Consider the following 25,161-nt stretch of genomic DNA (forward strand, 5'->3'; position numbering starts at 1 on the left):
TGCTGTCCGTCGGCGTCTTGGATTGCTCAGGGTCGATCAGGATCGAGGTTGTGCACACGTGCTGGTGGCGGATCGGTACCGGTTGGAGACACCCATTGGCCGCGGCGGTATGGGCGAGGTCTGGCGAGCCACCGACGAGGTGCTGAGACGGACGGTGGCCGTCAAGCTGCTGCTCGGTGACGACCCCGGCTCGCAGGCGGCGGCCCGCTTCAGGCTGGAGGCCCAGACGGCGGCCCGGCTGAGCCACCCCAACATCGTGGGGGTGTTCGACTTCGGGGCCCGCGACGGCCGCTTCTATCTGGTGATGGAGCTGGTCGAAGGCCAGAGCCTGGCCCAGGAGCTGACCTCCCAGGGCGCGCTCCGCGCCGAGCGGGTGGCCGTCATCGCCGCCCAGGCGGCCGCCGGGCTGGCGTCCGCGCACCGTACGGGGATCGTCCACCGGGACATCAAGCCGGGCAACCTGATGTCCGACGCCGACGGCACGGTCAAGATCGGCGACTTCGGGATCGCCCGGTTCGTCGACGACCCCGCCACCGCGCTCACCACGGCGGGGCAGATCATCGGCACCAGCCTCTACCTGGCCCCCGAGCGGGCCCTGGGGCGGCCCGCGAGCCCGGCCTCCGACGTGTACTCGCTGGGCTGTCTGCTCTATCAGCTGCTCACCGGCGCCCCGCCGTTCCAGGCCGACACCTCCGCCGCCACGCTCGCCCAGCACATCGACGCCGCGCCGGTGCCGCCGCGCAGCCGGGGCTTCCAGCTGCCGCCCGCGTTCGAGAACTTTCTGCTCGGGATGCTCGCGAAGCAGCCCGAGGACCGCCCCGCCGCCCAGCAGGTGGCCGACTGGTTCGGCTCGGGTGCCTGGCAGGGCCACCCGGAGCCCATGCCGGAGCCGACCCCGGCGCCCGCGCCCGCGCCCATGCAGGGCCCGCCCCCGCGCGCCCAGGTCTTCGGGACCACGTCGGCCGCCGGTGCGGCGGCCGCGCGGCCCGGAGCGCCCAGCACACCCGAGCCGCCCTCCGTCGCCACGTACCGCCTGCCGCAGGCCGCCCCCGCCCCCACCTCCGCCCCGCGCCCGGACCGTGGCCGCCGGCAGGCCCCCGCCCAGCGGCCCGGCGCCCGCGCGCTCATCCGGCGTCGGCCGAGGGTGGCCAGCGCGATCGCCGGTGCCGTGGCCTTCATCGCCGCGGTCCTGATCGGCATCGCCTGGTTCTCGACCGACAACAGCTCGGCGGACAGCCCGAACGGCCCGACGTCCCCGACGACCAGCTCCCCGCGTGAGTAGACGGCGGTACGTCGCCCGAGGCGTGCCGGGCGGCTACCGCGTCTGGGACAACCGGGCGCGCCGGTGGTGGGGCGACCACTACGAACTCTGCCCGGACGAGCTGCTCGGCGAGCTGAACGGCGACGCGGACCAGACGAAGATCACCGCGCTGCTCAAGCGCTACCGGGCCCAGAAGCGATAGCGGGGCGAAGCAGGCGGGGCGGACGCTCCGCCGCGCCCGCCCCGCCCTCTCTCTCCTCTCCCCCTCTTACTCCGTGCGCAGCGCCGTGGCCGTGCGGGTCCGGGCGGCCCAGCCCGCGGGGAGGAGGGCGCCGGTGACGGCGATCAGCAGGCCGCCGAGGCCGAGCAGGAGCAGCTCGGGCGGGGTGTAGACGTCGATGGCCGCGGTGGGGAGGGTGAGTCCGGCGCTCTCGCCCATGGCGGGGACGATCGCCGCGTGCAGGGCCAGGCCCGCCGGGACGCCGAGGGCGCCGCCCGCGAGACCCACCACGACGACCGAGGCGAGGACCATCGCGACGGTCTGCCGCGGGGTCATGCCGAGCGCCTTGTGGACGCCGAGGTCGTGGACGCGTTCGCGGGTGTCGAGGACGACCGCGTTGAGCACGCCAAGACCCGCGACGGCGACGAGCATCAGGGTGAGGAGGGCGGCCAGCGCGTCGAGGACGAGGATCACCTCGCTCTCGCCCCCGGAGGGGCCGGTGCGCGCGGTGACGTCCAGCGAGCCGAGCGCGGAGTTCAGGGCGGTGACGTAAGCGGCCGCGTCCGTGCCGGGCTTGAGGGTGATGCGGTAGCTGTCGGCCGGCGGGCTCGCGGGGGCGAGCGTCGCGGCGTCGGTGAGGACGTTCATGCCCTGGTTCCGGGGGTCGAAGACCTCCCCCACGATCCGGACCCGGACCGTCTTGCCGGCGTGGTTCAGGGCGACGGTGTCCCCGAGCCGGGTGCCGGTGGCGGCGAGGAACTGGGACGGCACGACGGCCTCGCCGGGCTCCTCGAACCATCTGCCGGAGACCTTCCGGTAGTTGGCCCAGGTGGCGTCCCCGGCGAAGGTGTGGAGCTCGGTGGAGCCGGTCAGCCCGGCGATGGTCACCTGGGTGGCGGCGGTGGCGTAGTACGCGCGGGTCCCCGGCTGGGCCTTGATCGCCGCGGTGATCGCGGCGGGGTCGGCCGTGATCCGCGGCGGGCCGCCCGGGCCCCTGCGGTGCGGGCCGGGCCCTCCGTCCGGCCCTCCGTCCGGCCCTCCGTCCGGTCCTCCGTCCGGTCCTCCGTCCGGTCCGAGGGCCGCCGCCTTGGGGTCGACGGTGACATCGGCCCTGTCGTGCTCCCTGGCGTCCTGCACCCGGTTCAGCGAGGCGGCCAGGCCCACGGCGAAGGTGACGGCGGTGGCCCCGAAGGCGACGGCCGCGACCATCGCGGCGGCGCGGGCGGGGCGGGCGAACGGGCGGGCCAGGCCGAGGCCCAGCGGCCGGGACAGCGGGAGCCGCCCGGTCAGCCGGACCACCGCCCGGCCGCGGCCGGGGCGCGCGGAGCGGCCGACGGCGAGCGCGTCGACGGCCCGCAGCCGCCCGGCCCGCGCCGCGCTCGCCCACGCGACCGCCGCCACCAGGCCGAGCGCCCCGGCGGCCACCGCGGCCACGACCCACGGGGCGATGATCAACCCGGCGGTCCCGTAGGCCTCTTCGGCCTCGGACAGGACCGGACGGGTCAGGAGGGTGCCCGCGACGACGCCGACCACGGTGCCGAACGCCGCCGGGATCAGGGCCTGGGCCATATAGGCCCGTACGACCTGGGCGGGGGTGAACCCGAGCGCCTTGAGGACGCCGATCCGCCGCAGCCCGCCGCCGACCGCGCCCGCCACCACATTGCCCACGATCAGCACGGCCATGACCAGCCCGAGCACGCCGAAGGCGACGAGGAACGGCACGAACACCGCGGTCTCCTGCTCGGCCTCCCGTTTGACGGAAAGCCAGGACTGGTCGCCGACCCGCGCCCCGGCCGGCACCGCCGCCTTCACCGCCGCCCGCCCCGCGGCGATCCGGGCGCCGGTGTCCGCGTCGGCGAAGCGGTAGAGCATCTGATAGCCCGCCCGCGCCCCGGGCGCGGTCAGCGAGGCGATCTGGGAGGGGGCCACCCAGGCGTCGGCGGTACGGCTGACCGAGCGGGCCACGCCGACCACGGTCAGCGTCGGGTCGCCGGGCAGATCGGGGAAGCTGAGCTTCAGGCCCAACACGGGGGGAGCGCCGGCCCCGGGCGACAGCACGATCTGGCCGGGCCGGGTGGCCCAGACCCCCTCGGTCAGGGTGACGCGGTCGACCGGATCGCGGCCGGGATCGGCGCGGCCGACGACCGACATCGGCACCAGCTTCTCGCCGTCGAGGCTCGGGGTGACCGACGCGGTCGGGAAGGGCCCGGCCGCCGCCGTGACCCCGCGCGCGTCCGCGGACCCGGCCAGCTGCGCGGCCGTGGCCTTGGCCGCGTCGTACCGCACCGACAGATGCGCGCCGCGCTGCTTGGCGAAGGCGTCGGCGAACGGCGCGCTGGAGGCCACGAGCAGCGAGGCGCACAGGACGGCGGCGGTCACCGCCATCGTGGTGGCCAGCCCGATCACGGCGTTCTGCACCCGGCGGCGGCGCACCCCCGAGCGCACGACCCGGCCCAGGGCGCTCATCGGGCCTCCTCCGCCATGACGGTGTGCCCCTCCGCCGCGATGCGGCCATCGACCAGCCGGACCGTACGCGTCGTGCAGGACCGCGCCAGCGCGAGGTCATGGGTCACCAGAACCACCGTCTGCCCGGCGGCGTTCAGCTCGGTGAGCAGCTCGCGGACGGCCTCGCCCGCGGCGGTGTCCAGCGCGCCGGTCGGCTCGTCGGCCAGCAGCAGCGCGGGCCGGTTGACCAGGGCCCGGGCCACCGCGACGCGCTGCCGCTCGCCGCCGGACAGCCGCCCCGGGTAGGCGTCGGCGTGCCGGTCGACGCCGAGCGACTGGAGCAGTTCGGCCGCGCGGCGCTGGGCGGCGCCGCGCGACCGCCCCGCCATCCGGGCGGGCAGGGCGACGTTGTCGGCGACGGTCAGGTCGTCGAGCAGGTTGAAGAACTGGAAGACCATGCCGATCTTCGCGCGCCGGAAACGCGCCGACGCCGCCTCGCCCAGGGTGTCCACGCGCACGCCGTCGACGGTGACGGTTCCGGCGTCCGGCCGGTCCAGGCCCGCGACCAGGTTGAGCAGCGTGGACTTGCCACTGCCGGACGGCCCGAGGATCGCGACGGCCTCCCCGGGCCGCACGGTCAGCGACACGTCGTCCAGCGCGGGCGGCCCCCCGTCGTATCCGCGGCTCACATCCCGCAGTTCGATCACCGGCGTGGTCATGCTCGTCTCCCTAGGTCCATGCGTGTGACGCGGTTGGACGCTAGGCGCGGACGTCTCCGGGGCACGTCGCCCGGCCGGGGCATTTCCGGTACCGCTCCGGGATGAGGGCGGCCGGTGTCATCCCAACGATGTAGGCGAGCGATGTAGGGGCGGGCGCCCCGAAGACCGGCGGGAGGATGTTCCGGGCCTGGTCCGGTGGCGAGAATGAGCCGGTGATGAACGTGCCGTTGCCGGCCCGGCTGCGCGAACTGACCGAGTTGCTGAAGCGCGCGACCGGCCCGCTGCCCCTCCCCACCCGCCGAGGCATGGTCTTCGACGTGGCGCTGGCGCTGGCCCTGGGTATCGCCAGCGTCCAGTACGCCGTGGAGCACTGGGACGGGCGGGTCCAGACGGCCGTCGACGGCGTGGTCGAACCGTGGGTCCCTGCCGAGCCGTCCGAACCCGCGCCCCCACCTGTGCCGCCGCCGCTCCCGGACGGGCCGCCCCCGGGCCCGGGCTGGCTGGCGGGCTGGCTCCTCCCGGTGGCCTTGGCGGTCGCCGCCTCGGCGCCGCTCGCGCTGCGCCGCCGGTATCCGCTCGCCGTGCTGTGGATCGTGACGGTCGCGGTCTCGCTGACGCCGACGAGCGCGCCCAGGATCACCTCGTACGCCTGCGTGATCGCCGCCTACGGCGCCGCGGCGTACAGCCCTTACCGGGTGGCCACGCTGGCGAGTCTGCCGGTGGCGGTGTTCGCGCTGAGCAGGCTCGCCGACGGCACGCTGCCCGTCGTCCAGAACGAGTACATCCCGTTGCTGATCCTGGTGCCGATCGTGGTGGCGGCCAACGGGCTGCGCACCTGGAAGCTGCGGGCGGGCGAGAGCGACGCGCGGATGTCCGCGCTGGAACGGGAGCGGGCCGAGGAGCTGCGCCGCGCCGCCGAGCAGGAACGCGCCCGTATCGCCCGCGAGTTGCACGACGTGGTGACGCACAACGTCAGCGTGATGGTCATCCAGGCCGGGGCCGCCCGCAAGGTCATGGCGACCACCCCCGACCGGGCCCGCGAGGCGCTGCTCGCGGTGGAGGCGAGCGGCCGGGCGGCGATGGCCGAACTGCGTCACGCGATGGGCCTGCTGACGATGGACGAAGACACCACCGGCACCGGCGGAGCCGCCACCCCGGACCTCGCACCGCAGCCGGGCCTGGGCCAGCTGGACGCGCTGGTCGCTCGGGTGCGGGAGGCCGGGCTGCCGGTCGAGCTGACCGTGTCCGGGACGCCGCGCCCCGTCCCGTCCGGGGTCGGCCTGGCCGCGTACCGCGTGGTGCAGGAGGCGCTGACCAACACCGTGAAGCACGCCGCCGGATCGACGGCGGCGGTCACCGTCGCGTACGGCGACGACAGGCTGCGGGTGGAGGTCACCGACACCGGCGGCACGCCCGGCGCGTCCGCGGCGACCGGCGGCGGGCGCGGGCTGATCGGCCTGCGCGAGCGGCTGTCCGTCTACGGTGGGACCCTCCACACCGGGCCGCGCCCCGGTGGCGGCTACCGCGTCGAGGCAGAGATCCCCCTGGAAAAGACATGCCCCCTGGAGGAGATGTGACCGGGCCGCTGCGCGTGGTGGTCGCCGACGATCAGGCGCTCGTCCGTACGGGCTTCACCATGATCCTGGCGGCCGACGGCATCGATGTGGTCGCCGCGGTGGCGGACGGGGGCGAGGCCGTCGAGGCCGTCCGGCGCACCCGGCCCGATGTGGTGCTGATGGACATCCGGATGCCGGAGATGGACGGCCTGGAGGCCACCCGGCGCATCCTGAGCGGCTCCCCCGGCGAGCCCCGCGTGATCATCCTCACCACGTTCGACCTCGACCACTTCGTCTACGCGGCGCTGTCCGCCGGGGCCAGCGGCTTCCTCCTCAAGGACGTCACCCCCGAGCATCTGGTCGCCGCCGTCCGCATGGTCCGCTCCGGCGACGCGCTGCTGGCCCCGGCGATCACCCGCCGCCTCGTGGAGCGCTACGCCCGCCGGGACCCCGACACCGCCGCGCTCCACCGCGACCTGGCCGCGCTGACCCCGCGCGAGGCGGAGGTCCTGCGGCTGCTGGCCCAGGGGCTCAGCAACGCCGAACTCGCCGCCCGACTCCATCTGTCGGAGGCGACCGTCAAGACCCATGTCGCCCGCATCCTCGCCAAACTCGGGCTCCGCGACCGTGTCCAGGCCGTGGTCGTCGCCTATGAAACCGGGCTGGTCAGCCCCGGTGGACGGCGGGACGCGGACGCCCACTGAGAAGAACCGCCCCCGCTTACGTATCTCTTCGGTATGCGACGACAACCGATGAGGGGCGGCCCGGTGAAAAACAGGAAGAGACATAAGCGGTCCCGAGTGATCGCGATGTCCGTGGTCGGTGCGACGGCGTTGGCCGTCGGGGGCGGAGCGCTCCTGATGACCGACAACAACGCGTCGGCCGCCAAGGAGACCCCCGCGCAGCAGGCCGCCGCGCGAGCCGGGATGACCATCAAGTGCCCCGATGTCGCGACCGGCCTGTCGGACGTGCCACAGCAGGCGCGGCCCGCCGTGAACGACCAGCTGGCCAAGATGGACAGCCAGGTCGCGACCGCCTACCAGCGGCTCGTGGACCAGGGCGGCAAGACCGACCAGGAGTCGGTGCGCACCCGCGTGCTGGACCCGCTGAACTCCGAGCGGCGGCAGACCCTGGACCGCATCGCCACGGAGATCGAGAAGGTCAAGCCCCGCCCGTCCGGCCTGGACTCGCTGGCGTCCTGCACGGTCAAGCAGGACGAAGCGGCCGCCGTGGCCGCCGCCGGCGCCCAGACCGCGGCGCCGGGCACCCCCGCGGCGGGGGGCGCGACCCCGGCCGCGGGCGCTCAGCAGCAGTCCGGCCCCCAGCGGGCGGACTTCGTGGACATCCGCAAGGTCAAGCCCAACGTCAAGGCCCCCCGCGTGCAGGGCAAGGGCTCCAAGGGCACCTTCTCCTCGCGCTGCGGGCGCAACGAGAACAAGCACTTCAACTCCGACAACGTCATCGTGGCCCCCGGCGTGAGCAACGGCGCCCACCACATGCACGACTACGTCGGCAACAAGAAGACCGACGCCTTCGCGTCCAACCAGACCCTCGAGTCCGCCGGGACCACCTGCACCAACGGCGACCGGTCCACCCACTACTGGCCCGTCCTGCGGCTCCAGGACGGCACGAAGGAGTTCGACGCGGGCGCCCCGGGCGGCGGCACGGAGGGCAACGTGGGACGCATCCTGCGGCCCACCTCCGTACAGCTCACCTTCAAGGGCAGCCCGGTCTCCAAGGTCGTGGAGATGCCCAAGTTCCTGCGCATCATCACCGGTGACGCCAAGGCGTTCACCAACGGCACGGCCAACGCCAACGCGTCCTGGAGCTGCACCGGTTTCGAGAACCGCCAGCTGAAGGACAAGTACCCGATCTGCCCGAAGGGCAGCAACGTGGTGCGGACGTTCAACTTCCAGAGCTGCTGGGACGGCAAGAACGCGGACAGCGCGAACCACCGTACGCATGTGGCCTTCGCCGCCGCCGACGGCTCGTGCCAGAAGGGGTTCAAGGCCATTCCGCAGCTGGTCCAGCGGATCACCTACAAGCTCGCCCCCGGCGCCTCGAACTTCGCCGTGGACAGCTTCCCCGAGCAGTTGCACAAGCCGGTCACGGACCATGGCGACTTCATCAACGTGATGTCGCAGAAGCTGATGAAGCAGGCCGTGAGCTGCATCAACAGCGGCCGCAAGTGCGGCTGACCCACTGACCCGGCAGGGGGACGCCCCCCTGCCGGGTCCTTTATCGTCTCCGCTCGGACGGCGGGCGCACCATGAGGACGTCGATCGGGTCCTGGGCTTCCATGACGAATCCGTGACGCTCGTAGAGCCGACGGGCGGCACTGCCCTGGAGGACCTTCAGCGCCACGGCCGCACCCTGCGCGTCGGTCCGCTCCAGCACGGTGCGCAGGACGGCGGAGCCGAGCCCGCGGCCCTGCTGGTGCGGCGCCAGGTAGAAGTGCTCCAGCCACTGCCTGCCGTCGGCGGGCCGGAGCGTGACGCATCCCGCGAGCTCACGGCCGACCATGATGATCGACGTGTACTCCGTGGAGAACGAGTCCCGCAGCCGCTGCCGCACCCGGTGCTCGTCGTAGCGTCCGAGCCGTTCCAGATCCGCCCGCATGACCGCGGCCCGCAACTCCGCGACGGCCTCGACGTCCGCCATCGCCGCGGAGCGCAGCGCCCAGCGCACCGCGGTGTCCGGTCGCGTCCCGTTCCCCGTCATCCCGTCATCCCGGCATCCATGGCCGGAGTATCTCAGTCCGCTTACTTCGCTCCCCGCCCAGTAGGCGATATACATACGGAGATCGCACAACGACGACAAATGGGGGCTGTCATGGCACTTTTCGGCAACGCACACACCGTCGACCCGGCGTCGGCGCAGCGGGACTACGCGAAGCTGCTGGGGCAGGGCGAGCAGATACAGGCCGCGTACCAGCTGATACGGGACACCATCCTCTTCACCGACCGCCGGCTGATCTTCGTCGACAAGCAGGGAATCACCGGCAAGAAGGTGGAGTACCACTCGGTCCCGTACAAGAGCATCACCCACTTCGCGGTGGAGACCGCCGGCCACTTCGACCTCGACGCGGAGCTCAAGATCTGGATCTCGAGCAACGCCACCCCGATCGAGAAGACCTTCACCAAGGGTGTCGACATCTACGAGGTGCAGGCGATCCTGACGCAGTTCGTGGCGAAGTAGCGGCGCCGTCTCAGATGCGTGGCCCGCCCGAACGCGGCACGACAAGACCGAACTCATACGCCAGCATCACCGCTTGGGCGCGGTCGCGGGCGCCGAGTTTGGCCAGGACCCGGCTGACGTGGGTCTTGACGGTCTCGGCGCTCACCGTGAGGCGGGCGGCGATCTCGGCGTTGGCCAGGCCCTCCGCGATGAGGCGGAGCACCTCGGTCTCGCGCGGGGTCAGGAGGGCGAGCGGGGTGGGCTCGGCGGTGTGGGGGCGGAGCCGGACGAACTCGCCGATGAGGCGGCGGGTGACGGTCGGGGCGAGCAGGGCCTCCCCGGCGGCGACCACGCGCACGGCCTCGAAGAGCCGCTCGGCGGCCATGTCCTTGAGGAGGAAGCCGCTGGCGCCGGCGGCCAGGGCGTCGTAGACGTACTCGTCGAGGTCGAAGGTGGTCAGCATGACGATGCGCGGGCCGCCACCGACTCCCGCCCCGGCGACGATGCGGCGGGTGGCCTCGATGCCGTCCAGGACCGGCATGCGCACATCCATGAGGACGACGTCGGGGCGCGTCTCGCGGCAGATCCCGACCGCCGCCGCGCCGTCCGCCGCGCTGCCGACGACGGTCAGGTCGGGCTGGGTGTCCAGCAGCGCGCCGAACCCGGCGCGCACCACGTCCTGGTCGTCGGCGATGACGATGCGTACGGTCATGCGGCCGCCGCCGCCCGCAGCGGCAGTTCGGCCGCGACGACGAAGCCGCCCGCCGGGCCGTGCCCGGTGCGCAGGGTGCCGCCGGCCATGGCGACGCGCTCGCGCATGCCGAGCAGGCCGTGGCCGCCGCCGGGGGCCGGGCCGGGGCTCATGGGGCCGGTGACGGGGCCGATGTCGCGTACGGTGACGCGCAGCGCGCCCTCGGCGTAGTGGAGTTCGACGTCGACCGGCGCGCCGGGGGCGTGCCGCCGGGCGTTGGTCAGGGCCTCCTGGACGATGCGGTAGGCGGTGAGCTCCAGGCCGGGCTCCAGGGGGGCGATCCGGCCGCGTACGACGAGCCGGACGCCGCCGCCCGCGGCGTCGCGGGCCTCGTCGACCAGGGTGAGCAGCTGGTCGAGGCCGGGCTGCGGCCGGCGGGTGGGCGGGCCGGACGACGCGTCGTCGCGCAACACGCCCAGCAGACGGCGCATTTCGGTGAGCGCCTGCCGGGCCGTGTCGCCGATCGCCAGCAGCCGCTCGGCACCCAACGGCGGCAGCCCGGGGGTGGTCAGCCGGGCGGTCTCGGCCTGCACGGACAGGGTGGAGATGTGGTGGGCGACGACGTCGTGGAGCTCCCGGGCGATCCGGGCCCGCTCGCCGCGCGCCGCGTGCTCCAGCACGGTGTGCGCGTACTCCCAGTCGGCCGCGGACCGGGCGGCCGCCTCCCCGCCGGCCCGCCGCGCCGCCCCGGCCGCGAGCGCGGCCGCGGCGCCCGCCAGCAGCGCCACGCCGAGCGGCTTGCCGCCGGCCGCCGAGGCGGCCGGGCCCACCGCGTACGCCACGAAGGGGACGGCGAACAGCAGCGTGGTGCGGGGCGAGCCGCGCAACCCGGTCAGATGGAGCAGTGCGGCCAGGGCGGGCAGCGCGGCCACACAGGGCAGCCGGTCGCTCAGCGGGGTCAGCAGGACCGCGGCCGTCACCGCCGTGGCCGCGGGCAGCAGATGGGTGCGGGCGAAGGCGAGCGGCGCGGTCGAGCCGAGGACCAGGGCCAGGGTGAGCGGGATGTCGGCGCGGTTGCGTTCGTCGATCTCCGCGACGGCCTGGAGCAGCCCGGCGGCACACAGCGCCGCGGCCGCCACGAGCGGCAGATCCGGGGCGCGGCCGAGCCGCCGTACCGCCGCCGCCCCGCGCCCGGCCGCGGCACGCGCCGCACCGGCCGCACCCGCCGAACCGGCCGCACCGGCCGCACCGGCCGCACCGGCCGCACCGGCCGCACCGGCCGCACCGGCCCGGGGCCTTCTCCACCTCACGCCGGTCATTATGCGGCGGCCGGCGCGCCCTGCCGTCCCCCGTGCGGGGGACACCCGGGCCGGAAAGATTCCCCACCGGCGTGACGGCCTGCCGGGCAGCGCTGCGTAGCGTCCCTGGGCATGGCGAAAACCATGACGGGCCTCTCGATCGAGGCCCACGATCTGCGGAAGCGTTACGGGCCCACGGCGGCCGTGGACGGGCTGACGTTCGCGGTGCGGCCCGGGCTGGTCACCGGGTTCGTCGGGCCCAACGGCGCGGGGAAGTCGACGACCATGCGGATGGTGATGGGGCTCGACGCCCCGGACGGAGGCACCGCCCTGGTCGGCGGCCGCCCGTACGCCTCGCTGCGCGAGCCCCTGAAGGTCGTCGGGGCACTTCTGGACGCCGAGGCCGTCCACCCCGGCCGCCGGGCGCGCAGCCATCTGCTGTGGCTGGCCCGGTACAACGGCCTGCCCGCCCGGCGCGTCGACGAGGTGCTGGAGCTGGTCGGCCTCGCCTCCGCCGCGCGACGCCGGGCCGGGGGCTTCTCGCTCGGCATGCGGCAGCGGCTCGGCATCGCGGCGGCGCTGCTGGGCGATCCGCCGGTGCTGATCCTGGACGAGCCGGTCAACGGGCTCGACCCGGAGGGCATCCAGTGGATCCGCGGCTTTCTGCGCTCGCTGGCCGCCGAGGGGCGCACCGTGCTGGTCTCCAGCCACCTGATGAGCGAGCTGGAGGACACCGCCGACCACCTGATCGTCATAGGCCGCGGCCGGCTGCTCGCGGACACCGATGTGGCGACGCTGCTGGCCGCCGCGTCCAAGGGCCGCGTCACGCTGCGCACCCCGCGCCGCGCGGAAGCGGTGACGGCACTGGCCGGGGCCGGGGCCGAGGTGGCGGTCCTGGGGCCCGACCGGCTCACCGTGGACGGGCTGCCCGCCGAGCGGGTGGTGGCCCTGCTGGGCGCGGGCGGGGTGCCGTTCTCTGAGGTGGCGGCTCATCGCGCCTCATTGGAGGAGGCCTATCTCGAACTGACCCGGGATGCCGGGGAGTTCCGCGCGCGGGAGGGTTCGTGATACGCGCGATCCGCGCCGAGTGGACCAAGCTGATGTCGGTGCGCAGCACCGCCGTCGCCCTGCTCGCCGTCTTCTCCTTCACCGTGCTCATCGGCTATCTCTCCGCGCAGGGCGGCCACGGCAACGCCAACGACGCTCCGCGGACCGTCGACCACTTCAGCTTCGTGCACCGCGAACTCAGCGGCGACGGAAGCGTCACCGCGCGCGTCGCACAACAGAAGGACAGCGCCCCCTGGGCCAAGTCCGGCGTCGTCATCAAGGCGTCGACGGCCAGCGGCTCCTCGTACGTCGCCCTGATGGTCACCCCCGACCACGGCGTACGGATGCTGGCCGACGCGAAGACCGAGGCCACCGGCGAGGGCGACACGGCCGCACCGGTCTGGCTGCGGCTGACCCGCGCGGGGCGCGAGATCACCGGGTACGCGTCCGCCGACGGCCGCGCCTGGCGGAAGGTCGGCACGCTCACCGCCCGCGCGCTGCCGGCGCGGGCCCAGGCGGGGCTGTTCGTGGCCTCCCACGGGCGCCTGCACGAGCGTCTGGTGGGCCCCGGCGAGATCGTGGGCGGCTTCCGCCCCACCACAGGCCAGGCCGTGTTCGACCACGTCACCCTGGCCCCGGCGGGGGCTTCCGCGCCGGACGACTGGACGTTGACGGACGTGGCCGAGGCACCCGTGACCCATGGCCCGCCCGCCGAGATCCGCACCGCGTCCGAGAGCCCCGGCACCCTGCGGCGCGCCGGGGGCACCTTCACCGTCACCGGGAGCGGCGACCTCGGCCGCATCGGGATCGCGGGCGTCGGCAGCGAACTCCACGGCTTCGACCGGGTCAAGGACAGCCTCTCCGGGGCGCAGTTCGGGATGATCGCGGCGATCGCGCTGGGCGTGCTCGCCATGACCTCCGAGTACCGGACCGGCACGATCCGTACGACGTTCGGCGCCTCCCCGCGCCGCGCCCGGGTGCTGGCCGCCAAGGCCGTCGTGCTGGCGGGCACCGTCTTCCCCATGGGCCTCGCCGCGGCCGTCACCACCCTCCTCCTCACCCGGCCGATCCAGCGCCGCAACGGCATGGGCCCGCCGGTCCACCCCGACCCCTCCCTCAGCGACCCCACGGTGCTGCGCGCGGTCGTCGGCACGGCGGCCACGCTGGCGCTGGTCGCGCTGCTCTCGCTCGGCGTCGGCGTGCTGCTGCGGCGTACGGCGGGGGCGGTGATCCTGCTCTTCGGGGTGTTCCTGGTGGTGCCGATCGTCGCCCAGGTCAGCTCGGTCGACGTCAACAACTGGGTCAACCGGGCCACGCCGATCGCGGGGCTGGCCATCCGCCAGACCATGCACCTGCTCGGCGACTCGACCAGCCCCTGGGGCGGCTTCGCCGTCCTGTGCGGATACACGGCGGTGGCGCTCGGCGCCGCGTTCTGGGTGCAGGGCAGGCGCGATGCGTGAGGCGCGGCGCGCGGGGCGGGCCCTGCGCGCCGAGTGGACCAAGCTGTGCACGGTGCCGTCCCAGCTGTGGACGCTGGCGGCCCTGACCGCGGTCATGGCGGGCGTGACCGCGCTCACCGCCGCGGGCCAGGGGCGCCCCCGGGACACCCCGGCGGACCCGGCGGCGCTCGCCCTGTCGGGCGTCTACTTCGCGCAACTCGCCGCCGTCGCGGTCGGGGTGGCGCTGGTCGCCTCCGAGTACCAGCCGAGGGTGATCCGTACGACGCTGGCCGCGCACCCCGGACGGACCGGCGTCCTCGCCGCGAAGGCCGCCGTCGTGGCCGCGGCGGTGCTCGGCGCCGGCGTCCCCGGGGTGCTGGGGTCGCTGCTGGCCGGGCGGGCCGTGTCGGCCGGGCAGGGCCACGCCGCGGCCGCCCTGTCCGACCCGGCGGTGTGGCGGGCGGCCGCCGGCACCCTGCTCTATCTGGCGCTGGTCGCGCTGCTGGGCGCCGGGGTGGCCGCGGTGCTCCGGCACGGCGGGGTGGCCGTCGGGGCCACGGCGGCGCTGCTGTACGGGCCGTTTCTGGCCACGAAGGTCGTCCCGATGTCCACGCACGCCCTCCATGTGGTCCAGAAGGTCTCGCCGATGAGCGCCGGGCTCGCCGTCCAGACCACCCTCCCGGGCACCGGCACCGCCCCCCTCGCCCCCTGGACGGGCCTCGGCGTCCTCGCCGCCTGGGCGGGGGCGGCGGTGGCCCTGGGCTGGGCGGCGCTGCGCTTCCGCGACGCGTGACGGGGGCGGGTGGGCGCGGAGTGGGCTGGTGGCGCCCAGGGGGGCAGCAAATCGACGCAGCCCCCACCCCGCCCCTTCCCGAGACTGGGGCTTCGCCCCAGCCCCCCCCGGGGTAGGGGCGGGGAGGGCCCGCCGCAGGCGTCAAGATCCGCCGGACACGGCCTAGCCCAGGACGCGTACGGGGGAGCCGGCGAGGAAGGCCTGAATGTCCTCGACGGCCTCGCCGTAGTACCTGCGGTAGTTGTCCTGGGAGACATAGCCCAGGTGCGGGGTGGCCAGCAGCCGGGGCAGGGTGCGCATGGGGTGGTCCGCCGGGAGCGGCTCGACGTCGAAGACATCGACCCCCGCCCCGGCGAACGCGCCCCGCCGCAGGGCGTCGATCAGCGCTTCCTGGTCGACGATGGCGGCCCGGGACGTGTTGACGAGGTACGCGGTCGGCTTGAGCAGGGCCAGTTCGGGCGCGCCCAGCAGACCGCGGGTGCGGTCGCTCAGCGCGAGGTGGACGGAGACCACGTCGCTGGAGGCCAGCAGCTCCTCCTTGGAACCGGCGAGCGCCACCCCGACCTCATCGGCCCGCTGCCTCGTCAGATTCTGGCTCCAGGCCGTCACCTCCATCCCGAAGGCCAGCCCGATCGCGGCCACCCGGCTGCCGATCTTCCCCAGGCCCAGCAGTCCCAGCCGACGGCCGTGCAGATCCGCGCCGACCGTGCTCTGCCAGGGCCCGCCCGTGCGCAGCGCGGTGTTCTCGGCGACCAGGCCCCGGGCCAGGCCGAGGATCAGCGCCCAGGTCAGCTCGACCGGCGGGGCCTGGGAGCTGGCCGTGCCGCAGACCGTCACGCCGTGGCGCTCGGCCGCCGCGTAGTCGATGACCGAGTTCCGCATGCCGGAGGCGATCAGCAGCTTCAGCCTCGGCAGCCGGGCGAACAGCGAGCCGGGGAAGGCGACGCGCTCCCGAAGGGTGACGACGAAGTCGAAGTCGGCCAGAGCCGCGGCCAGCTCGTCCTCGGTGCCGAAGTGCCGGGTGAAGCTCACGACCTCCACCCGGTCCAGGACGGGGGCCCAGTCTGCACTGGTCAGGGCCACCCCCTGGAAGTCGTCGAGCACCGCACAGCGCAGCTTCATCCCCGCTCCCTTACCGCGGCTCTCCGCGTCATCTTGTCCGTTTCGTTGTCCGGGCACGGCCGGTGAGGCTGTTCCCGGCACAGGTTTATCGGCCATACTGCCCGCCGTGGAGCAGCGCATAGGACCGAGCACCCCGCCCGTGCCCGCCGCCGGGTTCGATCCGGCGTACATCCCCGGCCTCACGGCCCCACGCCCAGCGGAGGAGGAACCCCCGAAGGAAAAGGCGGAGAAGGCAGAAGAGCCGCTCGAGGACGCCGAAACCGAGGCTGGGACAGAAGCCGACGCGGAACCTGAAGCCGAAGCCGACGCGGAAGCCGAAGCGGAGGCCGAGGCCGCGGACGCGGCCGAAGAGACGGCCGGCGAGGATGAGGACGAGGACGGCGGCCCCGTCTTCGAGGCCGCCGACCACCGCGGCTCGATCGTCGCACGCCGCGGCGGCGTCACCCTCCGGCTGGACGGCGAGACGGCCGAGTTCGACTGGAGCGAGATCGGCGCGGTCGAGATCGACACCCCGCGGTTCGGACGCCGGTTCTCCGTCACCGTCTACACGACCGCCCGCCGCTGGTACACGGCCGATGTCGCGGCGTCGTCCAAGAAGGTGCTCAAGGAGTGGACGACGGAACTCGACGCAGTTCTGGACGCCTACTTCGAGGACGCCAAGCCCGAGAAGGCCGAGCCCGAGAAGGCCGAGCCTGAGGACGCCAAGCCCGAGAAGGCCGAACCCGAGGACACCAAGCCCGAGAAGGCGGAGCCCGAGGACGCCAAGTCCTGAGGCTTCCCCGCGCGTCCGGCCGGGGTCACCCCGGCCGCCGCGCGGCCATCTGCCTCCGTACGGCCGGCGGCGCGCCGAGCGCCTGGGCGGTGGGCGTGGGGTCCGGCTTGAAGGAGACCGCCACCAGCGGGGCGTCAAGGCCGGGGTCGGAGACGGTCAGCACGAGGACCGGATAGTCGGCCGCGTCGTTGCTGCGGGGTGGGCTGGAGTTCATGAGGTCGGACATCGAGTAGCCGTTCCGCAGCGCCGAGGGCGGCAGCTCGACCATGAAGTGCAGCGGCTCCTCGCGGGTGACGCGTATCGCGCCGTCCTTGGCGGCGGGTGTCTCGACGGACTTCGGCGACAGCCCCTTGGCCTCCGCCATCAGGCCCTTCCCGTGCGGAGCACAGAAGCGGACCGACACCCCGCCGCGTGCGAGGGGCGTGTGGAGGACGAGCGGGTTACGGCCCACGTTGATGCTCGCCCCGATGGTGAAGTGCATGTCGCCGCCACCCATCGGGGACTTCGAGGAGTATCCGTGGCTGAGCGTGACCAGCCGCGGCTCCTTCTCATCCCAGACCGAGGGGTGTGGCGCGTCCTTCATGCAGGGGTCGTCGGCGCGCCACGGTACGCCTTCTCCGGCCGCGTCCTCTGAGGCGCGGGTGCCCATGTACACCAGGGTGAGCACGCCCACGACCAGCGCCGCGATCAGCGCGTACGAGCGCCGTGACAGGTTCAATGCCCCCTCCTTGCCCCGGACCTCGTCCAGTCGGCCATCCAACCATGCCGGACCGACACGGCCGCGAGCCGCCAGCCCGGCCCCACGTGGGCACCGGGCGGGCGGCTCGGCCCGTTCACGGCATGTCCGTTCAGGGCGTGGCCAGGGCCTCCGTCGGGGAGAGCCGGGAGGCGCGGATCGCCGGGTAGAGGCCGGCCAGGCCGCCGATGGCGAGGGTCGCGGCCAGGCCGACGAGCAGCGCCCACGGCGGGACCTCGACGGGCCAGCCCTGCGACAGCGCGTAGCCGGCCGTGACCCCGGCGCCCAGGAGCGCCCCGCCCGCTCCGCCCAGGGCGGACAGGAGCAGGGACTCCGCGAGGAACTGGCCGCGGATCTGGCCCCGGGTCGCGCCCAGGGAGCGGCGCAGCCCGATCTCCGCGCGGCGTTCCAGCACGGAGATGACCATCGTGTTGGCCACCCCGACGCCGCCGACGAGGAGCGCCACCGCGCCGAGGCCGAGGAGCAGCCCGGTGAACGCCTCGCCCGCCGCCTGCTGGGCGGCGAGGGCGTCGGAGGGGCGGGAGACCTCGACCTCGCCGGGCGCCTCGGGGTTGGCGGTGGCGCCCAGAACGGAGGCCACGGACTCCACCGCGGACTCCTCGGAGCGGGTGTAGATCGTGGTGGGGCGTCCGTCGAAGTACAGATCGGCCTCGGCCTCGGCCCAGCCGACGAGGGCCGCGGTGTCCAGCTCGGGGGCGAGCGGGGCGGGTTCGAGGACGCCGACGACGGTGAACCACCGGCCGCCGATCAGGACCTGGGTGTCGGGGCCGACCTGCCCGATCCCCAGCCGTTCCGCGGCGGTGGCGCCGAGGACGACGGCCGGGTAGCGGCTGGTGGCGGCGTTGAGCCAGGTGCCGCTGCGCAGCTCGGCGCCGATGGCGGCGCGCAGGCTGGTACGGGCGGCGTAGGTGGCGATGCCGTTGGTCTCGGCCTCGGGGATCTTGTCGGTGCGGTAGACCTTCGCGCCGGGGAGCTTGCCGACGGCCGACACCGAGTGCACCGGGCCGATCCGCGCCACCATCTGCTCCGCGGTCTCCGGGAGCCGGGCCTGGCCGCCGGACATCGTCGAACCGGGCGAGGCGGTGAGCAGGTTGGTGCCCAGCGCGGCGAGGGTGCGGTCGAGATCGGCGCGGGAGGAGGACGAGATGCCGACCACCGCGACCATCGCCGCGATGCCGATGGCGATGCCCAGCGCGGAGAGGAAGGCCCGCATGGGGCGGGTGCGCAGGCCCACCGCGCCGACCTTGACCACATCGCGGGGGCGCAGCCGGGCGGGGCGGAGGGCGTCGGCGCGCCGCCGGTCCGTACGGCCGGGGCGGTCCGTACGGCCGGGGCGGTCCGTACGGCCAGGGCGGTCCGTACGGCCAGGGCGGTCCGTACGGCCAGGGCGGTCCGTACGGCCGGGGTGTGTGTCCGTGGCCATCAGTCCGACACCGTCCGCCCGTCGCGCATCCGCACCTGCCGGGGCAGGCTGTCCGCGATCTCCCCGTCATGGGTGATGATCACCACGGTGGTGCCCGCGGCGTGCAGCTCCCGCAGCAGCCGCATCACCTCGGCCCCGGAGTGGGAGTCGAGCGCCCCGGTCGGCTCGTCGGCCAGCAGCAGCGCGGGCTCGCCGACCACCGCGCGGGCGATGGCGACGCGCTGGCGCTCGCCGCCGGACAGCTCGTGCGGATGGTGGTGCACCCGGTGGCCGAGGCCGACCCGGTTCAGCATCAGCGCGGCCCGGCGGCGCCGTTCGCCGGCCGCCAGCCCGGAGTACAGGAGCCCGTCGGCGACGTTGTCCAGCGCCGAGGTGCCGGTGGCGAGGTGGAAGTGCTGGAAGACGAAGCCGATGCGGGTCGCCCGCAGCGCGGAGACCTTGGCGTCGGAGAGGGCGCCGATGTCGTATCCGTCGATGAGCACGCTTCCGCTGGTGGGCCGGTCGAGGGTGCCGAGGATGTTGAGCATCGTCGACTTGCCGGAGCCGGACGGGCCCACGATGCCCACGAGTTCGCCGTGCCCGATGTCCAGGCTGACGCCGTCCAGCGCGGTGACCCCGCCCGGGTGGGTCTTGGTGACATCCGTCAGGGAGATCACTTCGGCGCCCCCACCTTCGTGCCCTCGGAGATGCCCTTGCCCGAGATCTCCACCCGGCCGTCGGCGAACAGGCCGGTGGTGACCGGGACGTACGTGCTGGTCGAGCCCTTGACGACCTCCACGCCGAAGCCGCCCTCGGCGAGCGCCAGCAGGGCGCCGACCGGCACGGTGAGCACGTCCTTACGGGTTTCGGAGGTGAAGTCGACGTGGACGGCGGCCAGCGCGTAGGCCTCGGCGGCCTTCCGGGCCGCCGCGTCCCCCAGCGCGACGACCACCTCGATCTTCGTCTTCGCCTCCTCCCCCTGCCCGTTGCCCGGCTCGATCACCGTGGAGACGTCCTTGACGGTGCCCTTGACGGTCCGGTCGCCCGGCAGCACGACCTCGACGTCCCTCCCCTCCTTCGCCAACTGCTGGTCGGCGGGGTCGAGCTCGGCGGTGACGGCCTGGTCGGTGCCGGTGTACGACAGCACCTTGCCGCCGGGGGCGACCGTGTCGCCCTTGCGCGCCGCCACGCTGTCCACGCGGACCGCGCCGGGCGCGAACACCACGCTCCCCAGCTCCACGGTCCCGGTCTCCGGCAGGCCCAGGTCCTCCTGCCAGGCGCGGACCGCCTCGGCCGTGGTGGCCGTGTACTCGTCGTCGACCGTGAAACCCGAGTAGCCGAGTGCCCTGAGGTTCCGCTCCAGCTGCCGTACGTCCGCGCCCTCACTCCCCGTCTTCAGGGCGCGGTACGCGGGCGTCGAACCGTACATCAGCGTCACGGGGCGCCCGTCCGCCTCGTACAGCGCCTTGCCGCGGGTGATCCGGTCCCCCGCCTCGGGCGCCTCGGTGACCGTGCCGGGCCGCCGGGCGGACAGGGTGGTCGCCGGGCCGAAGCCGAGCTGTCCGTCGACGCTCTGGGTGTCCTGGAGCGTCCGGCGGGTCACCTCGACGGTGCTCGGCGGCAGTTCGGTCGCGGCCTTGTCGCCCGAGCCGCGGCCGACCGGGCCGAGGGTGGCGACGGCGACGGCGCCGCCCGCCACCAGCACCAGGACGGCGAGGGCGGCCTTCATGCCGCGGCGGCGGCCCTTGCGGCGGCGGGGCGCGGGCTCCGGGACCGAGGTGCGCGCCGCCTCCGACTCCCGGTCCGACTCCTGGTCCGAGTCCTGGCCCCGCACGCTGTCCACGGCGATGTCCCCCATCAGCCGTCGTTCCGGTTCAGAGTGCCGCCGCCACCGATGTACTTGTTGCAGGCCTTCTCCGCCTTGGAGAAGTCGGGGTCGTCCATGACCGAGCCGTCGACCCGGAGTCCGCCCCCCGTCTGCGGGTCGGGGAAGTTCTCCACGCCCTGCTCACGCATGCACTTGGCGTACTTGCGCATGTTCTCCTGCGCCTTCGCGTCCGGCTTGCGGCCGCCCCCGTTCTGCACCGGGTCGTACTCGCGGCAGGCCTCCTGGGCCTTCTCCACCGTCCCCTTCGGGGTGCCGGGCGGGATCTCGATCCTGATCCCCTGGCCGGGCTCCGGGTCCTCCATGTCGATGCCGTGCTCGCGCATGCACTGCGCGAACTTGGCCCCCATCTCCTGCGGGTCCATGCTCGGGGCCGAGCTGCCGCCACCGTCCTTCTTCGCGCCGTCGGCCGAGGCCACCTTGTCGTCGCCGCCGCTGCCGGAGCCGCATCCGGTCAGGGACAGGGCGAGGGTCAGCGCCAGTGGCACGGCCGCCGCCATGCCGAGGATCCGCCTGCTCATGGCGTCGTCTCCTTCTGCTCGATCGGTACGTACGAGAGGGATGCAAGAGCAGGCCGCGTTTCCCCCACGTTTCCGGCGGCGGCCGGTGGCCCCTAACGGCGCGGAAACACCGGACCGGGCACGATGGCCTCGCCCGCAGGGGGCTGCCGGCAGGAAGGGGAGGGGACGGATGCGGGTGCTGGTGGTCGAGGACGAACCCCTGCTCGCCGACGCGATCACGGAGTGGCTGCGCGACGAGCCGCACGCGGTCGACGTCGCGTACGACGGCACCGCCGCGCTGGAGCGGCTGACCGTCAACGACTACGACGTGGTGGTCCTGGACCGGGACCTCCCCGGGGTGCACGGCGACGACGTCTGCCGTGAGCTGGCCGGGGCCGGGGCGACGGCGCGGGTGCTGATGCTCACCGCCGCCGCAGAGGTCGCCGACCGCGTCGCCGGGCTCACCCTCGGCGCCGACGACTACCTCACCAAGCCCTTCGCCTTCGCCGAACTCGCCGCCCGCGTCCAGGCCCTGGGCCGCCGCAGCCGCCCGGCGGCGCCGCCGGTGCTGCGCCGGGCCGGGATCACCCTGGACCCGGCCCGCCGCGAGGTGTTCCGGGACGGGCGCTACGTACCGCTGTCGAAGAAGGAGTTCGCCGTGCTGACCGAGCTGCTGCGGGCCGACGGGAGCGCGGTCTCCGCCGAACAGCTGCTGGAGAAGGCCTGGGACGAGCACGCCGACCCGTTCACCGGGGCGGTACGGCTGGCCGTGCTGAAGCTGCGCCGCAAGCTCGGCGGGCCGCCGGTCGTCGAGACCGTCACGGGCGTGGGGTACCGGATCGCATGAAGCGCCGCCTGAGATTCCCGCCGCGCCGGTTCCTGCCGCGCCGGATCAGCCTGCGGGCCCGGCTCACCCTGATCTACGGAGGGCTGTTCCTCGCCGCCGGCGTGGTGCTGCTCGGCGTCACGTACGCGCTGTTCAACCAGCAGCTCGCCGGCGGCGGCGGCCTGAAGATCTACGCCCGCAGCGTGCAGACCGACGGCCCCGCCTCGGGCCCGCCCCGGAATCAGGTGATCACCGGGGACGGCGAAGTCCTCACCGACAAGTCGGCGCAGAAGTGGATGAAGGACGAACGCGACCGGGTGAACGCCGCCGCCACCACCTCGCTCATCACCCAGGGCGGGCTCGCCCTCCTGGTCGTCGGCGGCGCGGCGGCCGGCTTCGGCTGGCTGGCCGCCGGCCGGGTGCTGGCCCCGCTGCACCGGGTCACCGACACCGCCCGCCGTATCGCCAGCGCCCCGGCCGCCGATCGCGGCCTGCATGAGCGGATCGCCCTGCGCGGGCCCGACGACGAGGTCAAGGACCTCGCCGACACCTTCGACACGATGGTCGAACGGCTCGACCGGTCCTTCGACGGCCAGCGCCGCTTCGTCGCCAACGCCTCGCACGAGCTGCGCACCCCGCTCACCCTCGGGCGGGCCCTGGTCGAGGTGGCCATGCACCGCAGAACCGCCTCCGAGGACGTCAAGCAACTCGGCGAGAACCTGCTGGAGATCAACGCCCGCCATGAGCGGCTGATCACCGGACTGCTGCTGCTCGCCAGTTCGGAGAACGAGATCACCGAGCGGCTGCCGGTCGATCTGTCCGACATCGTGGACCACGTGGCCGGACAGACCGCGGCGGAGGCGGCAGGGGCCGGGATCACGGTGGAGCAGGAGACCGCCCCGGCGCCCACCACCGGCGACGCGCTGCTGCTGGAGCGGCTGGTGCACAACCTCGTCGAGAACGGCATCCGCCACAACACCCCGGACGGGGGCGGCTGGGTGCGGGTCGCCTGCCGCGCCCGCGACGACGGCCGGGTCGAGGTCGAGGTGGGCAACACCGGCCCGGCCGTGCCCCGTTACGAGCTGCCCGCGCTCTTCGAGCCCTTCCGCCGCCTCGGCACCGACCGCCTGGTCACCGCCAAGGGCGCGGGCCTCGGCCTGTCCATCGTCCGCTCCATCGCCCGCGCCCACGGCGGCGACGTCACGGCCCGCCCCCGCGAGGGCGGCGGCCTGACCGTGACGGTCACCCTGCCCGCCCACGCGGAGGCGGCCGACCCGCCGGACGCTCCCGCGTAGCGCCCTCTTCGGCCGACCCAGGGTCAGCCGAAGAGGTTGTACTGCTGCCAGCCGGTGCCGATCGTGACCGGCGTGCCGAAGAGGTCGGACGTGGCCTTGCCGGTGCCCGGGTAGAGGTAGAGCATGCCGGCGGGGGTGCGGGCGGCCAGATCGGCCTTGCCGTCACCCGTGATGTCGCCGACCGTGGCGAAGGCGTCGTACTGGCTCCAGGTACGGACGTGGATGCGGGTGCCGAACGCCCCGGAGCCGGACTTGCCGGTGCCCGGGTAGAGATAGACGTACGAGTTGCTGCTGCTCCGGGCGATCAGGTCGGGCTTGCCGTCGCCGGTGAAGTCGCCGTGCCCGAGCAGCCGGTTGTACTGGTTCCAGCCGCTGCCGACCGCGACCGGGGAGGCGAAGGTGCCGTCGCCCTTGCCCGGGTAGATGTACAGCGTGCCGCTCGCGGTCACCGACAGCAGGTCCGGCAGCTGGTCGCCGGTCACGTCACCCGGGGCGACGACCTTGGTGCGGGTGGACCAGTTGCCGAAGACCAGGGTGGTGGCCCAGCTGCCGCTGGCCGGGACGTAGTGCCGCCAGTAGACCGCGCCGGTGGAGGCCCGGCGGATGATCTGGTCCTGGTAGCCGTCCCGGTTGAGGTCGGTCTGGAGGACGAGGTTCTTGTCGCTGTACGAGCCCCAGGACACCCTGGTGGCGAACGACGTGCCCTTGGAGTCGTACTCGTAGCCCGTGTTGTCCGAGGAGCGGCGCACGAACAGGTCGGCCCTGGCGTCGCCGTTCAGGTTGGTGTCGTCGATCCGCGGATAGGCCGCCCCGACGTACGTGCTCACCTTGGTGAACACGCTGTACGACCCCTCGGCCACGCAGTCGGTCGCGCCCCAGGAGACCACGCCGACGACCTTGCCGCCGACGATCAGCGGCCCGCCCGAATCCCCGTTGCAGGCGGAGACGGTGCCGGTGTCCGAGCCAGTCGCCGGCTGGCCCGCGCAGACCATGTGGCCCTTGATGAACTGACTGCCGTAGGTGGTGGCGCAGGTGGTGTCCGAGACCATCGGCAGGGTCGCCGTGCGTAGCGTCTCGGAGATGTCCTGGCTGGTGGAGCTTGTGCGGCCCCAGCCGTAGAGGGTGGCCTCGGTGCCCGCGGCGTACGACGCGGTGTCGTTGGAGGTGGTGATGGGGGCGGGCTTGGCGGTGACGGGGCTGGGCAGCGTCAACACCGCGAGGTCGTTGTCGATGGTGGTCGCGCTGTACGACGGGTGGTTCCACTGCCGCCAGACGCCGGAGACGGTGCCTCCGTGCACATCGACCGAGCCGTCGCTGTTGTCCGTCGGCTGCTGGGCGGTGCCGGTGATGACGGCGCCGTTGGCGTTCCAGTCGTAGCCCTTGACGCAGTGCGCGGCGGTCAGGATCTTCGTGGGGGACACGACCGTGCCGCCGCAGAAGAAGCCGATGTCGTCCGAGGTGTCGGCGGTGCCCTTGTCGTCGGAGTACCACAGCTGGGCCATCCACGGGGCCGTGGTGATGCTGGTCTCCGTACCGCCGATGATCTTGGGATCGACGGTGCCGGACGGCGAGGTGGCGCCCGCCGAGGGCTTCGCGCTCGACGAAGACGCCGCGCCCGCGGACGGCTTGGACTCCGTCGACGCCTGCCCCTGATCAGCGCTCAGCGCGCCCTTGATACGGGCCAGGAGCTCGGTGTGCGAGGGGACCGCGTCGCGGCCCGTCGTCACCGGCGCGGGCGAGGCATGGGCGGGCGCGAGGGGAAGGGCGGCGGCGAAGCCGGCGGCGATCGCGACGGCGGCGGCGGGAAGGGCTCTGCGCACCCGCCTTCCCCGCCCCTCCCGCTTCTGGGCAGCGAACACTCGGGTCTCCTGTCGGTGAAGGATCGACTCGCACCCGGACAGGGAGAAGCGGCCGGACAACGGCAGCACGAATACCGCCCGCTATGCGGACGAACGC

The 25,161-nt window shown here is 74.0% G+C and carries 24 protein-coding genes; 12 read left to right on the forward strand and 12 right to left on the reverse strand.

Translation table 11 applies throughout. From position 1 onward, the window contains the following. The first annotated feature begins 58 nt into the window (after positions 1–58). Both ACZ4WQ_RS26350 and ACZ4WQ_RS26355 read left to right on the forward strand, forming a co-directional pair. Complete coding sequence (locus ACZ4WQ_RS26350) at positions 59–1,282, forward strand: serine/threonine-protein kinase (RefSeq protein ID WP_468022462.1); 1,224 nt, start codon at positions 59–61, stop codon at positions 1,280–1,282. Continuing rightward, the gene (locus tag ACZ4WQ_RS26355; protein ID WP_358846835.1) at positions 1,275–1,463 is read left to right on the forward strand and encodes a hypothetical protein; all 189 of its coding nucleotides are present in this window, start codon (positions 1,275–1,277) and stop codon (positions 1,461–1,463) included. Before ACZ4WQ_RS26350 ends, ACZ4WQ_RS26355 begins: the two co-directional genes overlap by 8 nt. A 66-nt stretch (positions 1,464–1,529) precedes the next feature. Here the strand turns inward: ACZ4WQ_RS26355 and ACZ4WQ_RS26360 are convergent, their stop codons facing one another. Both ACZ4WQ_RS26360 and ACZ4WQ_RS26365 read right to left on the reverse strand, forming a co-directional pair. Then, positions 1,530–3,947 carry an ABC transporter permease gene (locus tag ACZ4WQ_RS26360; protein ID WP_468022463.1) on the reverse strand — a complete coding sequence of 806 codons (2,418 nt, stop codon included), beginning with the start codon at positions 3,945–3,947 and terminating at the stop codon, positions 1,530–1,532. Then, the gene (locus tag ACZ4WQ_RS26365) at positions 3,944–4,645 is read right to left on the reverse strand and encodes an ABC transporter ATP-binding protein (RefSeq protein WP_311728520.1); all 702 of its coding nucleotides are present in this window, start codon (positions 4,643–4,645) and stop codon (positions 3,944–3,946) included. The genes ACZ4WQ_RS26360 and ACZ4WQ_RS26365 overlap by 4 nt, the downstream gene beginning before the upstream one ends. A 215-nt stretch (positions 4,646–4,860) precedes the next feature. Here ACZ4WQ_RS26365 and ACZ4WQ_RS26370 point away from each other — a divergent pair, with 215 nt between their 5' ends. From ACZ4WQ_RS26370 to ACZ4WQ_RS26380, 3 genes are read left to right on the forward strand one after another with little or no spacing between them, the layout of a single operon-like run. Beyond that, positions 4,861–6,222 (forward strand): sensor histidine kinase, encoded by a 1,362-nt coding sequence (locus ACZ4WQ_RS26370; RefSeq protein ID WP_398375798.1) that lies wholly within the window; start codon positions 4,861–4,863, stop codon positions 6,220–6,222. After that, entirely contained in the window at positions 6,219–6,905 is a 687-nt protein-coding gene (locus tag ACZ4WQ_RS26375) for a response regulator transcription factor (RefSeq protein ID WP_311728629.1), read from the forward strand. Before ACZ4WQ_RS26370 ends, ACZ4WQ_RS26375 begins: the two co-directional genes overlap by 4 nt. 48 nt (positions 6,906–6,953) lie before the next feature. Continuing rightward, positions 6,954–8,399, forward strand: a complete 1,446-nt coding sequence (locus ACZ4WQ_RS26380; RefSeq protein ID WP_398375923.1) for a DUF1996 domain-containing protein — start codon at positions 6,954–6,956, stop codon at positions 8,397–8,399. A 40-nt stretch (positions 8,400–8,439) separates the two neighbouring features. Here the strand turns inward: ACZ4WQ_RS26380 and ACZ4WQ_RS26385 are convergent, their stop codons facing one another. Continuing rightward, entirely contained in the window at positions 8,440–8,922 is a 483-nt protein-coding gene (locus ACZ4WQ_RS26385; protein ID WP_311728522.1) for a GNAT family N-acetyltransferase, read from the reverse strand. 111 nt (positions 8,923–9,033) lie between these two features. Here ACZ4WQ_RS26385 and ACZ4WQ_RS26390 point away from each other — a divergent pair, with 111 nt between their 5' ends. After that, on the forward strand, positions 9,034–9,399 hold the full coding sequence (locus tag ACZ4WQ_RS26390) for a PH domain-containing protein (RefSeq protein WP_311728523.1): 366 nt from the start codon (positions 9,034–9,036) through the stop codon (positions 9,397–9,399). 10 nt (positions 9,400–9,409) lie between these two features. Here ACZ4WQ_RS26390 and ACZ4WQ_RS26395 read toward each other — a convergent pair whose 3' ends face one another. Together ACZ4WQ_RS26395 and ACZ4WQ_RS26400 are read right to left on the reverse strand one after the other, a co-directional pair. Beyond that, the gene (locus tag ACZ4WQ_RS26395; protein ID WP_398375795.1) at positions 9,410–10,090 is read right to left on the reverse strand and encodes a response regulator; all 681 of its coding nucleotides are present in this window, start codon (positions 10,088–10,090) and stop codon (positions 9,410–9,412) included. After that, on the reverse strand, positions 10,087–11,379 hold the full coding sequence (locus ACZ4WQ_RS26400) for a sensor histidine kinase (RefSeq protein WP_398375793.1): 1,293 nt from the start codon (positions 11,377–11,379) through the stop codon (positions 10,087–10,089). Before ACZ4WQ_RS26400 ends, ACZ4WQ_RS26395 begins: the two co-directional genes overlap by 4 nt. A gap of 132 nt (positions 11,380–11,511) precedes the next feature. On the opposite strand from ACZ4WQ_RS26400, the gene ACZ4WQ_RS26405 reads away from it, so the two are divergent. The 3 genes from ACZ4WQ_RS26405 to ACZ4WQ_RS26415 are packed head-to-tail and all read left to right on the forward strand — an operon-like array spanning position 11,512 to position 14,646. Next, entirely contained in the window at positions 11,512–12,435 is a 924-nt protein-coding gene (locus ACZ4WQ_RS26405; RefSeq protein WP_398375921.1) for an ABC transporter ATP-binding protein, read from the forward strand. Continuing rightward, on the forward strand, positions 12,432–13,874 hold the full coding sequence (locus ACZ4WQ_RS26410) for an ABC transporter permease subunit (protein ID WP_398375791.1): 1,443 nt from the start codon (positions 12,432–12,434) through the stop codon (positions 13,872–13,874). The genes ACZ4WQ_RS26405 and ACZ4WQ_RS26410 overlap by 4 nt, the downstream gene beginning before the upstream one ends. Next, positions 13,867–14,646 (forward strand): hypothetical protein, encoded by a 780-nt coding sequence (locus ACZ4WQ_RS26415; protein ID WP_311728527.1) that lies wholly within the window; start codon positions 13,867–13,869, stop codon positions 14,644–14,646. Before ACZ4WQ_RS26410 ends, ACZ4WQ_RS26415 begins: the two co-directional genes overlap by 8 nt. A 162-nt stretch (positions 14,647–14,808) precedes the next feature. Here ACZ4WQ_RS26415 and ACZ4WQ_RS26420 read toward each other — a convergent pair whose 3' ends face one another. Further along, a complete protein-coding gene (locus ACZ4WQ_RS26420; RefSeq protein ID WP_398375789.1) occupies positions 14,809–15,768 on the reverse strand; it encodes a D-2-hydroxyacid dehydrogenase family protein in 960 nt (319 codons plus the stop codon). Between the two features lie 106 nt (positions 15,769–15,874). On the opposite strand from ACZ4WQ_RS26420, the gene ACZ4WQ_RS26425 reads away from it, so the two are divergent. Continuing rightward, positions 15,875–16,540: a hypothetical protein gene (locus tag ACZ4WQ_RS26425; RefSeq protein ID WP_398375787.1), complete on the forward strand. Its 666-nt coding sequence runs from the start codon at positions 15,875–15,877 to the stop codon at positions 16,538–16,540. Between the two features lie 25 nt (positions 16,541–16,565). Here the strand turns inward: ACZ4WQ_RS26425 and ACZ4WQ_RS26430 are convergent, their stop codons facing one another. From ACZ4WQ_RS26430 to ACZ4WQ_RS26450, 5 genes are all read right to left on the reverse strand, one after another. Next, entirely contained in the window at positions 16,566–17,258 is a 693-nt protein-coding gene (locus ACZ4WQ_RS26430) for a hypothetical protein (RefSeq protein WP_311728530.1), read from the reverse strand. A 130-nt stretch (positions 17,259–17,388) separates the two neighbouring features. After that, positions 17,389–18,720: an ABC transporter permease gene (locus ACZ4WQ_RS26435; RefSeq protein WP_398375785.1), complete on the reverse strand. Its 1,332-nt coding sequence runs from the start codon at positions 18,718–18,720 to the stop codon at positions 17,389–17,391. Then, positions 18,720–19,376: an ABC transporter ATP-binding protein gene (locus tag ACZ4WQ_RS26440; RefSeq protein ID WP_398375783.1), complete on the reverse strand. Its 657-nt coding sequence runs from the start codon at positions 19,374–19,376 to the stop codon at positions 18,720–18,722. Before ACZ4WQ_RS26440 ends, ACZ4WQ_RS26435 begins: the two co-directional genes overlap by 1 nt. Continuing rightward, positions 19,373–20,557 (reverse strand): efflux RND transporter periplasmic adaptor subunit, encoded by a 1,185-nt coding sequence (locus ACZ4WQ_RS26445; protein WP_398375781.1) that lies wholly within the window; start codon positions 20,555–20,557, stop codon positions 19,373–19,375. Before ACZ4WQ_RS26445 ends, ACZ4WQ_RS26440 begins: the two co-directional genes overlap by 4 nt. After that, complete coding sequence (locus ACZ4WQ_RS26450; protein WP_361190578.1) at positions 20,557–21,105, reverse strand: hypothetical protein; 549 nt, start codon at positions 21,103–21,105, stop codon at positions 20,557–20,559. Before ACZ4WQ_RS26450 ends, ACZ4WQ_RS26445 begins: the two co-directional genes overlap by 1 nt. A gap of 169 nt (positions 21,106–21,274) precedes the next feature. Here ACZ4WQ_RS26450 and ACZ4WQ_RS26455 point away from each other — a divergent pair, with 169 nt between their 5' ends. Together ACZ4WQ_RS26455 and ACZ4WQ_RS26460 are read left to right on the forward strand one after the other, a co-directional pair. Next, positions 21,275–21,931 (forward strand): response regulator transcription factor, encoded by a 657-nt coding sequence (locus ACZ4WQ_RS26455; RefSeq protein ID WP_385350354.1) that lies wholly within the window; start codon positions 21,275–21,277, stop codon positions 21,929–21,931. After that, complete coding sequence (locus ACZ4WQ_RS26460) at positions 21,928–23,205, forward strand: sensor histidine kinase (protein WP_468022464.1); 1,278 nt, start codon at positions 21,928–21,930, stop codon at positions 23,203–23,205. The genes ACZ4WQ_RS26455 and ACZ4WQ_RS26460 overlap by 4 nt, the downstream gene beginning before the upstream one ends. A gap of 23 nt (positions 23,206–23,228) precedes the next feature. On the opposite strand, the gene ACZ4WQ_RS26465 is transcribed toward ACZ4WQ_RS26460, so the two are convergent. Beyond that, positions 23,229–25,025: a trypsin-like serine protease gene (locus ACZ4WQ_RS26465; RefSeq protein WP_385350348.1), complete on the reverse strand. Its 1,797-nt coding sequence runs from the start codon at positions 25,023–25,025 to the stop codon at positions 23,229–23,231. Positions 25,026–25,161 lie beyond the last annotated feature (136 nt).

The organism is Streptomyces sp. NPDC028305 (assembly GCF_055569495.1).